This is a genomic window from Magnetococcales bacterium (genome assembly GCA_015232395.1).
In the GTDB taxonomy this organism is placed as follows: Bacteria; Pseudomonadota; Magnetococcia; order Magnetococcales; family JADFZT01; genus JADFZT01.
The window spans coordinates 1-14492 of record JADFZT010000091.1 but is presented as its reverse complement, the minus strand read 5'-3'; the positions used below and the strand labels follow the sequence as shown (position 1 = coordinate 14492).

Genomic DNA, 14492 nt, shown 5'->3' with positions numbered 1-14492 from the left:
AATCTGCGAAAATAGAAATTCGCGGCAATGGGTGCCCTTTTCCCATAGACAAGGTCGGCTAAAGGGTGACGGCAAAAAAGCAACGGCATATGTCCAATTCTTGATTCGAATTGCTATAGAAACCAGAGATCGGAAGGTAGATTCAGAGGATGGAAGTCAGAGATCGGAAGATAGATTCAGAGGATGGGAGTCAGATTCAGAGGGCAGAAGTCAGAGCACCAGTGTAGGGGATGGCGATAAAAAGATAGTTGATGGGGGGAGAAAGTGGCAGAGGGAGGGGAAGACGGTTCATTCCCCTCCCCCCTATCCAGCATCCATCAGAGCCAGGAGACCAGATCTGCCATCACTTCTGAGACCGGCTGTACTGATTTGATCAAACCGACGCTTTGTCCGGCCATCACCGACCCATTTTCGATATCGCCATCGATGGCGGCTTTTTTCAGAGCACCCACCCAAAATTTTTCCAGCTCCAGCTGGGCCGCGTGGCGCTCCATGCGCCCCGACTTCACTTCAGCCACCATCTCCAGCTGGAGCTTGTTGAAGGCTTCCGTACCTTTATTGACCAGAGCCCGCACCGGGATCACCGGCAGGGCCGGGTCAAACTGGGCGGTCACCACCGCCTCCCGGGATTGGGCACGAATGAAGGCCTTCTTGAATTTTTCGTGGGCGATGCACTCGTCGGTACAGACAAAACGGGTACCCAGCTGACATCCCGCCGCCCCGAGCCCCACCAGAGAGGCCACCATCTTGCCATTGGCAATCCCCCCCGCCACAAAAACCGGGACACCCTCAATGCCGTGAAGGATTTCCTGAACCAACACACCCGTCGCCACCGGCCCCACATGGCCACCCGCCTCATTACCTTCGATCACCAGCGCATCCGCTCCTCTGCGGACCAGGCGTTTGGCGAAGGCCAGGGAGGGGGCGAAGAGAATCACCTTGATCCCGGCATCCTTGAGTTTTTTAACCGAGCCCGGATCGGGCACGCCCCCTGCGAGGACACAGTGGCCGACCTTTTCGTCCAGAGTCACCTGAACCAGCTCCGGCAGCTCCGGATTCATGGTGATCAGGTTGACTCCGAAGGGTTTGTCAGTCAGCTCCCGGGTTTTTTGAATCTCCTTGCGAAACAGTTCCGGAGGCATGTTGCCAGAGGCAATCACCCCAAACCCGCCTGCTTCGGAGATGGCGGAAACCAGGCGGCTTTCGGAAAGCCAGGACATGGCCCCGCCCAAAATGGCATAGCGTGTTCCGAGAAAATTGGTGCCGCGTTCCCAGGACTCCCTGGGGATATGGGTACTCATGGAATTGGGTTCCCCACTCATGAATATGGATGAAACGGTGGCTCGCACCGCTTTGGAATATTCCTAAATCCGGCAGTTGGGCGTACGCACATGCCCCAGCCTCTTGATCCACCAAGCAAATTGGAAAAAAGCCTTGTGACCAACAAGGTGACGGCGGTTTCTCCCAATTCACCATGTGAACCAATATCCTGCACCAGCCACACACGCCCAACTGCCGGATTTAGGATGATTGATGCAGCGACGAGAGGTTCGGTCCCTTTTTAGAGCAACCGCACCTTCCCCTGCAACCGATTGATTCAGTAGACACAAAACAGGCCGAGCTTGCGCCCGGCCTGTTTTGTGTCTGCCTGATTGGTTTTCCTCCCTGCCCTCAACGAGACCCACCCTTGGACTCGGCTTTTCAGCCTTTATAGATGTGTTTTAACCCGTCGTAAACAGCGATTTATCCAACCCTGGGAGGCTTTGATTCAGCAGTTTGCCTTATTTTGGATGACCCGCCCCCCCTGGCAGAGGTCCATCCCTTCCTGAAAGTCAGTCCTACACGCCCCCAACTCCGGTTAACTTGAAGAAGCTTTGTGCCAACACTGATTCACCTGTCCTGTTGAGAATGGCAATCCGTAGCGTGTCTCCCTACACGATCCATGTCAGGCTGCGGATTGGCTCCCCATTGGCACCTTTTCATTGACTGCCGGTGGGTGGTAAAACGGCTCTACGTTGGCGTTGACGACCTTTTTTTGGTTCGACTGGTGTTCAGGGCGGTCTCCCTTACAGATTGGGTAGACTTTAAGAATTTACCTTGTGATCAGCCGTTCAGTGGCCTGATCTGCCCGCTTAATCCAGTGATTAACGGTCGTTTCCGGCAGTTGGTCCGGTCGTTGTGGGCGACCAAGCCCCGGGCTGATATTCAGGCGGCAGCCCGTGCGGCGGCTCGTGCGGTGGCACGCACTTCACGCAGTTTGGCTTTTCTGGCCGCTTCCGGCAGCAGGCATACTTTCAAACGCTCCTCAAGACGATTCAGAGCCCATTTGGGGTCGATATTCACCAGAGAGCAGATCCAGCTGAAGGAACCGGGCTCCATGGAGGAGGAGTGAAACCATTTTTTCAAGGTGCGGTAGTCATAGCGAAATACGGGGTCTTCCATTACTGAAGGATCCTGGCGGTATCTTTCCAGCGCCACCAAATCCCTGACCGCCCGGTCCATGACGGCCATCCATAGATGGGTGTCATTGTTATCGAATACCGGTTGGTTGATTAACTCAGAAACAACTGTTTTTCTCATTGAGATCTCCCTTCCCCTATGGTCTTGCAAAAACCAGAAATATGGTCCTCCCTCCCAAAACGAAACTTCCGTTTCCCCCCGTTCAGACACGCCTCGGACTTGCATTGCCCGAAAGACTTCGTTAGATAAAAAAACTGAATAATCGTAGCGGAATTCCACGAGAAATGATATAGAAAAATTCTCCCTGTTGCGCCTTGGTGTCATGGGGAGAATAACCGATTTACCGCGCTCGACGTTGCGCGCCACCACGATTGCATGGGATCACCCGGTCATGTCTGAGGAAGATGATGAACTACTTGGCATGTTTGTCCAGGAAGCGGTCGAACACATGGAGACCATCGAACCGGATCTCCTGACCCTGGAAGAAAAAGGCAAAGAGACGGAGCAGGAGATCATCAACCGCCTGTTCCGGGGCGTCCACTCCATCAAGGGCTCTGCCGGTTTTTTCGGCCTGAACAACATCACCAAGCTCAGCCACTCCATGGAAAATCTCCTGGGGAAAGTGCGGGATCGGGTCATGGAGCCCGACCCGGCAGTGACGGATGCCCTGCTCTCGGGTCTGGATAAACTCCAGACCATGATTGACAACGTCTCCGACAGCGAATCGGTGGATGCCCAGGAGCAAATTACTACGATTCAGGGGCTACTCGGGGAAACCCCTGGTGCAGAGGCGGCCAAACCGGCAGCCGAAGCCCCTCCCCCAGCCGAGGAACCCCCACCTCCCGAGCCTGAACCAGCCCCGGCTGCCGAAGAGGAACAACTGCCGGAACAGTCCGCAGCCCCGGCAGACCCCTGGGGAGATTTTGGTGGTGGCGATGCCGCTCCCGCCCCGGAAGCAGCCCCGGAAGCCCCGACAGCCCCAGCCGCTGCACCAGCAGCAGCCACTCCGTCTGAAGGAAGCATGAATATCGCCGACCACCCCAAAGCGGTGGAAGAGGCGATCAAGCACGGGCAAATTTTTTTCAAGGTGACCCTGCCCCTGGATGCCGATCCCGTACGCCGGGTGGACTCCTACAATCAAAACAAGGCCCTTTTGGAATCGGTCGGCAAAATTCTCGCCACCGATCCCCCCTCTATTGATGCGGACAGCCTCTCCTCCCGGGATTCGGCCCAGGCGCTGTTTGCCACGGTGTTGGAAAAAGATCTCCTGCTGACCCTCATCAAGATTGCCCCAGAGCAGATCGAGCGCCTTGAAATAGAAAAGGATCTGGCCAAAGCGGTCATGCCGCCCCCCGAGCCCACCCCGACCCCTGCTCCGGCAGCAGCACCCGCTCCGGCGGCAGCCCCAGCAGCATCTGCTGCACCTGCAGCCATGGATGACGGCTTCGATGCCGAGCCAGCGCCGGACGGCCCCAAGCTGGTCAAACCCAAGAGGAAAGACCCCGCCGCCGGCAAAAAGGCGGCTTCCTCCAGTAGCGGGGGTGGCGCCAAAGCCAGCCCCATGGTGGAAGAGACCCTGCGGGTCAACGTCTCCCTGCTGGACGAATTGATCAACAATGCCGGAGAGTTGGTCCTGGCCCGCAATCAGCTCACCCGGGCCTCTACTGAAGTGGTCTCCAAATTTCCCCACTTCGCACCCCTGGTACAAAATTTGGACTCCATCACCAGCCGCATCCAGGAAAAAGTGATGCAGGCGCGGATGCAGCCGGTGAGCGTGGTCTTCAATAAATTTCCCCGCATCGTCCGGGATCTGGCCCGCAAGCTGGGCAAAAAGATCGATCTGGAACTTCGCGGCGGGGATGTGGATCTGGACAAGTCGGTGATTGAACATCTCTCCGATCCCCTCACCCACATGATCCGCAACGTCGCCGACCACGCCATCGAAATGCCCCAGGAACGGACCGAAGTCGGCAAACCGGAAGCGGGGCAGGTGGAGCTGGCTGCCTACCACGAAAACGGCATGGTCAACATCGCCTTGGCGGATGACGGTGCCGGTATCGACGCCGAACGCATCCGCATGAAGGCCCTGGAAAAAGGAGTCATCACCGAACGCCAGGCAGACACCCTGAGTGCCGAGGATGCCCTGGATCTCATCTTTGCTCCCGGCTTTTCCATGGCCAAAAAGGTCTCTGACGTCTCCGGACGCGGGGTGGGCATGGATGTGGTGCGCACCAACATCGAAAAACTGGGAGGCACGGTTCAGATCCTGTCGAAAGTGGGCAAGGGCACCAAAATCATTCTCAAGCTCCCCCTGACCCTGGCCATCATCCCGGCCATGATCGTCTCCTCGGGCAACCAGCGCTTTGCGGTACCGGAGGTGGGGTTGGTGGAGATTGTCCGCATCGCCGAATCGGATCGCTCCAACCAGATCGAAATTGTCGGCAACGCCCCGGTCCTGCGCCTGCGCAACATGCTCCTGCCCCTGGTGGATCTGGCCGAAGTATTGGGCATTTCCCGGGAGTGGCCCATCGGCAGTGGTGAATTGGATCGCCGGGAGCGTCTTTCCGATCGACGGGGAGTGCGCAAAAAAGCCCAGGCGGGCGTCATGGGCCACAGTGAGGAGGAGGATGACTCCAACCAACGGGGCGACGACCGTCGTGGTCCCCATGGGCTGGTCGCCTATGTGATGGTGCTCAACGTCAATGGCGACGAATTCGGCATGGTGGTGGATGAAGTCCTCGACAGCGAAGAGATCGTTGTGAAACCCCTGCCCGCTTTCTTCAAGGATAATCTCTGCTTTTCCGCCACGACGATTCTGGGGGATGGTTCGGTCTCCCTCATTATCGACTATGCGGGCCTGATGGAAAAAGCCCGGGTCAACTTCAGCAATGTGGAGCGGGCCACCCGCACCGACCTGGACGACGAACGCCGAGCCGCCCTGCGGGAGCGTCAAAACATTATTTTGCTGGAGACCGGCACCGGCCTGGTGATGGGCATCGTCCACTCCATGGTACGACGGGTGGAAAAAATCACCCCGGAGCTATTGGTCAATATCGGTGGCATTCCCTATGTCCGCTATGACGGCAAAACCTTCCGGGCGATCTATCCCGATCAGGTGATGGGACTGGAAGGGACGGGACTCAGCGTTATCGAGGGAGAAGACGAAGACGAGGAGGAAAATCTCTGCATGGTGGTGCCCAACCTGCCGGGTATTCAGGCGGGCCTCATTTTTTCCCGCATTCTCGATACCCGGGAGACCCACATCGATCTGGATTGCCAGGCCATCCGCGCCGAAGGACTCTTTGGCTCGGCCCAGATCGACGACCGGGTGGTGCTCTTTCCGGATGTCAACTCCATCCTGGATCTGGCGGGCATTCCCCACGGGGCGATACCCCAAGTGGATGGGGACGGCCTCCACGCCCTGGTGGTGGACGACACCCCCTTCCTGAGAGCCTTGACCGCCAGCTATCTGAGTGGCGTCGGGTTTGATGTGGATCAGGCCGAAGATGGCCAGTCGGCTCTCACCCAGCTAAAGGGTGGGACTTACGATCTATTGGTCACCGATATCAACATGCCCATCATGGATGGATTCGAGCTGGCCAACGAAATCAACAGCACCAGCCATGCGGAAATACCCATGATCGCAACGACTCCCTCCATTTCCGGCCATCTGGAGGATCGTTGCTATCGGGCCGGATTTGTCGATTGTGTCCCCACCATCGACAAACACCGCCTGTTACGGGTGGTGGCGAGCCTACAACCGGCATAAACCATGGATCCCATTGTTCACTCTGGGCAAATGCCCCTTTTTCGGACTGAGCCAACCTGCCTAATCGGAGCAACCAGGCCATGTTAGTCAGCACTTTTACCTTGGGAGACCTCTATCTGGGAATCAACATCCTCCTGGTACGGGAAATCAATCGCTCCCTGGAATATACCCCTGTCCCCGGTGCCCATGAATATATTCGTGGCATGCTGAATATTCGTGGCCGGGTGATCACCCTTTTCGACTTGAGAAGCCGCCTGAGTTGGAGTGAGGAAGCCGACACGCCGCCAGCGATCCGCGCCACCAAGAACAATAGCCGTCGCAAACAGTATAATGTCATCATGAAAACCCACCACGAAGTGGAAAAGATCAACCGGGATCTGGCCATGACCAAATGCCCCTGGGAAGATCCGGTGGGACTGGTGGTGGATCAGCTGGGGGATGTTCGGGATGTGGTGGACGATACCATCCTGCCACCACCGGCCAATCTGGGGGGGATTTCAGCTGATTTTGTCCAGGGGGTGGTGGAATTCGAACGCAACCTGCTGATCATCCTGGATGTCGCCAGTGTGCTGGGCGTCAGTCAACATCAACAATCCTCCTGACGGCTGTTTTAGACCGGATGGCAGACTCTCTGCTCCTCTTCAGTCGATCTGGCTGTCAACGCCTGCCGGAGATATAGACATGATCTCCCGACCTCTTGGCAGCAATCAAATTCCAACGCCCCAGGGGCACTCATTTCCAGGAAAGCCGCCATGCAATCCATGACCCTTTCCCGGCAGTTGATGCTCTTCATGGTCACGGCGGCTATCGCCATCGGGTTGCTGTTGGGGGCCAATCTGATCCAAGGCAGGCAGATCAATCAGGCCATCGAAGGCCGGAAAGCGGCCATTGAGACCCGCCAAAATTACTTTATCGGTATCCAGCGAGAGCTTGGTTTTGGTGGCGGCATCCAATCCTTCAAGGATTATATTCTACTGGCGGAGCCGGACCATCTGACCCGGGCTCGGGAAAGCTTTATCCGACTTTTAAGCCTCCTGGAACAGTATCGCCATCTACCCGGGGTCACCCCTGAAGAGCTTGCCGCCCTCGCTGACATCAATCAACTCCTGGCACGCTATGTGGAAGCGCAAAAATCGGCCCGGCTGTTCCTCTCCCGGGGGGACACCATCCGCCAGACGGCCCGGCAGCTCCTGATCGACGACCAGTCGGCCCAGGCGGGACTCGCCACCCTCCGCCAAGCCCTCACCCATCGATCTCAAGAGGCGATAGAGCGGATTGAAACCGCCGTATCCCACGCCAGAATAACCTTTCTGTTTCTGGGATTTTTAAGCGCCCTGCTGGTGGTAGCCATCGGCTTCACCACCCGGCGCTCGATCCTCGCCAAGCTGCAAACCATCGACGGTTTTCTGAAAGGCGTATCCAAAGGCAATCTGCGCCAGCGCCTGCCCTTGAGCCGCACATCGGATGAGATCGATGGAATCGCTGGCAATCTGAACCACACTGTAGACAATCTGGCAGGCAACATCGACGGGATGAATCTACAATCCCAGACGCTTGCGGCCTATGTGGATCGACTGATGGCGGTACACAATGATCTGGGTCTTGATTCGGCCCGGACCAGCACCATCAACCAGGAGGTTCAGACCGAAAACCAGACCCTGGCTGGTGCCATCACCGGCATCACTGCCGCCATCGATCAATCCGTGGAGCGGATCGCTGCCATCACCCAGGGCGCCCAGGATCTGAACGAAACCCTGGCCAGCATGGCCCAGTCAGCTGAAACCACCAGCATCAACGTCACCACTGTCGCCTCAGCGGCGGAAGAGATGACCGGCAACGTCAGCTCAGTCAACATGAGTCTGGGGCAGGTCAACCAGTCGGTTTCCCAGGTTGCCGTTGCTGTTGAGGAGATGACCGCCACCCTGGGGGATACCCGGGAGCGGTGCCAGGCGGCCAGCAAGGAGTCCCAGCAGGCCAACCTCCGGGCTCAGGAGACCTTCACCGTCATGGATCGTCTTTCGGAATCGGCCCGGGAGATCGGCAATGTGGTGGAGATGATCAACGATATTGCCGAGCAGACCAACATGCTGGCCTTGAATGCCTCCATCGAAGCCGCCGGAGCGGGAGAGGCGGGCAAGGGGTTTGCGGTGGTGGCCAACGAAGTGAAGGAGCTGGCTCGCCAGACTGCGGACGCCACCCGGCTCATCTCCGACAAGATCGAAGGAATCCAGCTAAGCTCCACAGAGGCTGCCACCGCCTCCCGTGAGATCAGCGAAATCGTCGGTCGCATCAACACCGCCAACGAAGAGATCACCCAGGCAGTGAACGAACAGTCCGAGGCGACTGGCGAAATTGCCCGCGCCATGGGGGAGGTTTCCAGCGCCTCGGCCACAGTCACCCGCAACGCCAACGAGCTGGACAGTGCCGCCATGGAGGTCTCCCAATCGGCCTCAAATGCCGCCGTCGGCACCCAAAGCATCGCTCAACTCGCCACAGGGGCCTCCCAGGCCTCCTCAGCCACCGCTGAAAAGGGTCGCGAGATCCAGAGCCTGACCGCCACCATGCTGGATGCCGCTCAAACCACTGAATCGGCCTCCCAAGCGGTGCAGGAAAAGATGATGCACTCTGCTGAGTTGACCGGCCACATGCTGGGCAACGTCGATCATTTCCGCAATCTGACGCTCCTGGTCCAGGAATCCTCTGAATCTCTCACCCGGCTCCAAGGTGAATTCCAGGCCAAGGAGCCCCCCTTCGATATTCGCCAGGTCAAAGAGGCCCACCTCCAATGGCTGGGAAATCTTTCCCAGGTGATCCATGGTCGCCTGCAACTGGCTGAAGAGGAGGTGACCAGCGTGCATGAATGCCACTTCGGCCAGTGGTATGATACCGTGGGTCAAGCCCATTTTGCTGAGATGCCCGGTTTCCAAAGACTGGGGGAAATACACGAACGAATTCATGAAACCGCTCGGGAGGTGGTTCAGGCCACCAATGCTGGCGACACCGCTCAAGCCGAAGAAAAATCGAAACTGTTCAATGAGTTCAGAGCTGACATGTTCAAAGAACTCGATCAGCTCTATCTCAATGCGGCCCCCCTTGAAGAAGTGCTTTAGAGGGATCGGCAAAGACACCTCAGCCAGGCCAGCCTGAAACCTGTGAAGTGGTTAACAAAAGAATGCCTTGAAAAGGCCGAAAAACTATTGAAACATGTTCGGCTGTCAGACCAGGGGGAAAAACCGGCCAAAACGCCTTCCCCCCATCAAAACGCAAGTAGAAGCCTTTTCCTCTGCGTGGAAAAAAGCCATGATGGGGGAGCTGGGGCCGGTTGGTATTTGCATGGCCAGGCAACCGTTCAACCGACAACGCCCACAACCGGAAGTGTAACAACTTAGGAGCCAAACATGTCTGGAACAATCAGCGTCAATCGTGGCGACTCGGAAACCGTCATCTCCATCAAAGGCCGGTTCAATTTCGAGATGCATTCCCAATTTCGCTCCGCCTACCAGGAAGAGACCGAAGGGGGAGCCAAGGGGCGCAAATTTGTCATTGACCTGACAGGGACCGAATATATCGACTCCTCGGCACTGGGCATGCTGCTCCTGCTGCGGGAAGAAGCCGGCACCAACGAAGCCAACATCGAAATCACCAACGCCCGGCCCGAAATCAGAAAAATTTTGGAAACGGCCAATTTCCAGCGCCTCTTCAAGATTCTCTAGGGAAAAACAGACTTTCGGGTTTTTGGGATAGGGGCTCCCGCAGTGTACCTTGGGAAAAAGCCCTCTGGGGAATATTCGGCCCGGCACCTTGCCGTGGCTGACAACACTCCTGCCAGCCCACTTCATCCGGTCGTTGACTGGAACGGGATAACCATCCCGTTTGCAGTGTGTTGATAATTTCCTCCAGGGAAAGGGGGCAGTGGGCCATCCGGCATGAAAATTCTCATTGTCGACGATGACCGCATTAACAGCACAATCCTAAGCCGACTGCTGGGACGGGAGGGCCATCCGGTCATTACCGCCTCCAACGGCCAGGATGGTGTCCGGCTGTTCGAAGCAGAAAAGCCGGATCTGGTGCTGATGGATATCCGCATGCCTCTCATGGATGGCTATGAGGCGGCCCGCCGGATCAAGCGCCTGAGCCCCGACCATTTTGTCCCCATCATCTTTTTAACGGCGGTGACCGATGACGAAGGTTTGGCCAAATGCATCGAAGCGGGGGGGGACGATTTTCTCACCAAACCCTTCAACCGCATTATTCTCCAAGCCAAAATAAATGCCCTGGAGCGGATCCAACAGCTCCATTCGGTCCTGCGTCTACAAAAAGAACAGCTGGAACGCCACCAGGACAGTGTCCGGCAGGAGCTGGAGGTTGGCAAGCATATCTTCTCCAACATTGTCCGGGCTGGCAGCCTGCTGGATGCCCCCTGCCTGAACCACTCCACCCACCCCATGTCGCTTTTCAACGGTGACCTGCTGGTCGCCAGTTACAATCCGGCGGGTGGTCTGCACATCATGTTGGGAGATTTTACCGGCCACGGTTTGTCAGCGGCGGTAGGGGCTCTGCCTCTGTCGGAACTTTTCTACGGCATGACGGCCCAGGGCTTTTCCATCGGCGACCTGGTAACGGAGATGAATTCAAAGCTCCTGACGGTGATGCCTACCCGCATGTTTTGTGCGGCCTGCCTGATCGAGGTGGATCCCCGACAAAACAGCCTGATGATCTGGAACGGTGGGCTGCCGGACATTCTCATCATTGATGGCGACGGTCAGCTGGTCCAACGGGTTCCCTCCTCCCACCTGCCACTGGGCGTGGCCTCTCTGACGCCTGGTGACCGCAAAATAGAAATTTTGGAGATGCGTTCCGACTATCGGGTGCTGCTCTACTCCGATGGCCTGACTGAGGCCACTGAGCCCAGCGGAGAGATGTACGGCACCGAACGGCTGGATGCGCATTTCAACGGTCAACACAGCCCCGACCGGCTCTTCGATCTGATTTTGGAAGATGTCGAAATTTTTCGGGATGGGGCGGAACAGACCGACGATATCAGCCTGCTGGAAATTGACTGTGCCAAGGCGGGTGATGAGCCCCCCAGCGGCAGCATGCCCCACACCCTGAGCCCCATCCAACCCTCTGACTGGGAAGCCTCCTTCTCCTTTAGCGCCGACACCCTCAAATCGGTCGATCCCCTGCCACCGGTCACCAACATGGTCATGAACATCCAGGCCCCGGCAGGCCACAGGGAGCGCATTTATACGATTCTCGCCGAACTCTTTTCCAACGCCCTGGATCACGGCCTGCTCAATCTGGATACCCGCACCAAGCAGACCCCGGAAGGATTCATTCAATACTATTCCCAAAGAGAAGAACGCCTGGCCAATCTTGAGGAGGGGTTTATTCGTTTAAGCCTGCATCACACCCCCTTAAAGAATGGCAATGGCACACTGGGTGGAGAGATCCGTATTCACCTGGAGGATAGCGGGCCGGGTTTTGATCACACCCAGGTCCAGTCCCAACTGGAGGGTAACCTGGGACACGGGGGCCGGGGGATCGCCCTGGTGCGTTCTCTGTGCGTCCGCCTCGACTATCGCGGCAACGGCAACGTCGCCGAAGCGGTCTACCAGTGGACCTGTCAGTGAAGGCCCCTGTCAGATGACGGCTCCCCTTCATGTCATGGTGGTGGATGACACCATCACCTACCGGACCATCGTCAAGAAGGTTGCGGAATCGATCCCCGGAGTTTCGGTCCAGGTGCTCAATACGGCCGTCAACGGTCAGGAGGCCCTGGATAAGCTCAAGGAGCAAAACAAACCCGGCAGCCCACACATGGTGGAACTGGTGTTGTTGGATGTGGAGATGCCGGTCCTGGACGGTCTTTCCACCCTGAAGCAGATTTCCCGGTTTTATCCTGACGTGACGGTGGTGATGGTGAGTGCTGCCTCCCGGACCAACGCTGGCATCATCATGAAATGTCTCACAGCTGGTGCCATGGACTTTGTCACCAAGCCTTTGGAGTCCAACATGGAGCGGGCCATGAATGCCCTGCGCCGGGAGCTGGCCCCCATTTTGGGCCACCTGGCCACCCGCCCCAATCGACCTTCCCCTACGGCACGTCCTCGACCGCTCCGGGGAACCTCCCCTGCCCCGACAGCAGGAGCCCGGCAACCAACAGCGGCCACCACGAGAACCAGGGGAACAACCACTGGGACCACTGGAGCCAGACCTCCCCCCCCGGCTACCCCCCGGAGCACCCCCACCCCAGGGAGAACCACTGTCCCTCAGGCGACGGCCAAAGCCCCTCCGACTGCTGCCAAATCCACCCCACCGAAAAATCTGGCCAGCCCACCAAAACCGGAGCTGTTGCTCATCGGTTCCTCCACCGGTGGTCCGGCCGCATTGACCCAGGTTTTGGGTGGCTTGATGAAAAAGGAGCTGCCCATTCCCACCCTGATCGTCCAGCACATGCCACCGGTTTTTACCGCTTCCCTGGCAACCCAGCTGGCCCGCTCCTCCGGGCTTGCGGTCTCAGAGGTGCAGGATGGCCAACCCTTACTGCCGGGCCGGATCTACATTGCCATGGGTGGCCGCCACATGACGGTCAAAAAACTGGATCAATCCCTGGTGGCTGCACTCCATGACGGCGCCAAGGTCAACGAGTGCCGACCGGCGGTGGATGTCCTCTTCATGTCGGTGATAGCCAGCTTTCAGAAAAACATTCTCTCGGTTATTCTGACGGGTATGGGGCGTGATGGCGGCAATGGGGTTGAGGCGTTGAAACGGGGTGGCAAAACCTGGTGCATCACCCAAAACAAAGCCACCTGTGTGGTCTATGGCATGCCCCGCACCGTTGAAGAGATGGGGCTTTCCGATGAATCCCTGCCCCTGGAACAGATCGGCCCGAGAATTCTCCAACTCTGCTCCTGAAGCCAAACCTGTCGGGGATATTCCTGCCCCCTCCCCTCCTACCCTTTTCACCCTCCTTTACATCTGTCACACCTTCACCCTGCCATACCGTAACGCCGCCATTTTTACCGCCCCCCAACAAACCAACCATCTGCAAAAAACAGCGACTCTGTTTTACCTGCCCTTCGACATCCTCTTGGTCTGGCCTGTTTATTGCATAAAGCTCTTGCAGGAATTTTCTATAAAACCGGTTTCACTGTCAATAAAATCACCTCGATTTGGCTCCTTGACCAACACCCCGGCAAAACGGGGTCTACTCTCCAGCGGGACTTAACGGTATGGAAACGCCAGATATCATCGTCACCAAGGCCAGGCCATTTTTTCTGAATTATTTCAGGAAGTTGGCCACGGACCTTAACACCCTGACCGGCTCCCCGGTTGTCTGTACTCTCGGGGATATCGCCCTGGTGCGAGGTGAGGATGAACTCATGCCATTTTTCGAGGCGGACCGTACCGTGGCCTTCGCCCTGGAGGATGGCGCCCATACGGGGGATGTGCATCTGGTTTTTGACGTTGCCACCTCGGTGGCTCTGGCGGGTTTGATGATGATGGTGCCCGAAGGGGTCATCAAAACCCAGGTCAAAGATCGGGAATATAACGAAGAGATCCAGGAAGGATTCCAGGAGGTCTCCAACCAGGTTGTCGGAGCGCTGAACGATCTGGTGGAAAAAAAGCTCCCCGGGGGACACGCTTTTCTGGAATCGACTTTTTATACCGACTATGGGGAAATCCCCAAAACGATGCAGGATTACACCACCTATCTGGCGGTGGGTTTGGAAATCCAGGTCAGCTCGTTTCCCGCTCAAAACGGATATTATCTGGTTTCCCGCAGCTTGGCCGATCAGCTCTTCAGTGTGGAAATCCCGGTCACCCAGGAAGAACTGGATGCTCAGGAAGCCGCCAAAGCCGGAAAGGGCGGAGGCAAGAAGAAGGGTAAGGGGGGGAAAACCGATAAAGCTGCTGCCAAAGGCAAAACCAAAGACGGCCAAGCCAGTGGAGATGGTGCTGGTGAAGCCAAAGGAGCCGGGGCAGATGGCACTACTGGTGGAGCACCTGGAGCAGCTGGCATGGACGGGGCGGCTGGCATTCCCGGTGCGGAAGGATTCGATGGCGGCGCAGATCCCCAAGGGATGGGAGGAGCTGCTGGCATTCCCGGCGCTGAAGGCTTCGATGGCGGGGCTGCTCCCCAAGGGATGGGAGGAGCTGCTGGCATTCCCGGCGCTGAAGGATTCGATGGCGGGGCTGCTCCCCAAGGGATGGGAGGAGCTGCTGGCATTCCCGGGGCAGATGGATTCGATGGNGGGGC

The 14492-nt window shown here is 57.4% G+C and carries 9 protein-coding genes; 7 read left to right on the top strand and 2 right to left on the bottom strand.

Going from position 1 to position 14492, the window contains the following annotated elements:
- Window positions 1-317: 317 nt before the first annotated feature.
- The gene (locus HQL52_17725; GenBank protein MBF0371291.1) at window positions 318-1301 is read right to left on the bottom strand and encodes a nitronate monooxygenase; all 984 of its coding nucleotides are present in this window, start codon (window positions 1299-1301) and stop codon (window positions 318-320) included.
- A gap of 904 nt (window positions 1302-2205) precedes the next feature.
- A complete protein-coding gene (locus tag HQL52_17720) occupies window positions 2206-2580 on the bottom strand; it encodes a hypothetical protein (protein ID MBF0371290.1) in 375 nt (124 codons plus the stop codon).
- A gap of 271 nt (window positions 2581-2851) precedes the next feature.
- Between HQL52_17720 and HQL52_17715 the strand changes: the two genes are divergently transcribed.
- From HQL52_17715 to HQL52_17685, 7 genes are all read left to right on the top strand, one after another.
- Window positions 2852-6229 carry a chemotaxis protein CheW gene (locus tag HQL52_17715; GenBank protein ID MBF0371289.1) on the top strand — a complete coding sequence of 1126 codons (3378 nt, stop codon included), beginning with the start codon at window positions 2852-2854 and terminating at the stop codon, window positions 6227-6229.
- Window positions 6230-6309: 80 nt separating this feature from the next.
- Window positions 6310-6831 (top strand): purine-binding chemotaxis protein CheW, encoded by a 522-nt coding sequence (locus HQL52_17710; protein ID MBF0371288.1) that lies wholly within the window; start codon window positions 6310-6312, stop codon window positions 6829-6831.
- Between the two features lie 150 nt (window positions 6832-6981).
- Window positions 6982-9339, top strand: coding sequence for a CZB domain-containing protein (locus HQL52_17705; GenBank protein ID MBF0371287.1), 2358 nt, complete (start codon window positions 6982-6984; stop codon window positions 9337-9339).
- Between the two features lie 288 nt (window positions 9340-9627).
- Window positions 9628-9942 (top strand): STAS domain-containing protein, encoded by a 315-nt coding sequence (locus HQL52_17700; GenBank protein ID MBF0371286.1) that lies wholly within the window; start codon window positions 9628-9630, stop codon window positions 9940-9942.
- A 213-nt stretch (window positions 9943-10155) separates the two neighbouring features.
- Window positions 10156-11862, top strand: a complete 1707-nt coding sequence (locus HQL52_17695) for a fused response regulator/phosphatase (protein MBF0371285.1) — start codon at window positions 10156-10158, stop codon at window positions 11860-11862.
- Between the two features lie 13 nt (window positions 11863-11875).
- A complete protein-coding gene (cheB, locus tag HQL52_17690) occupies window positions 11876-13147 on the top strand; it encodes a chemotaxis-specific protein-glutamate methyltransferase CheB (protein MBF0371284.1) in 1272 nt (423 codons plus the stop codon).
- 317 nt (window positions 13148-13464) lie between these two features.
- Window positions 13465-14492: collagen-like protein (locus tag HQL52_17685; GenBank protein MBF0371283.1), on the top strand; the 1028-nt coding region annotated here is incomplete at its 3' end.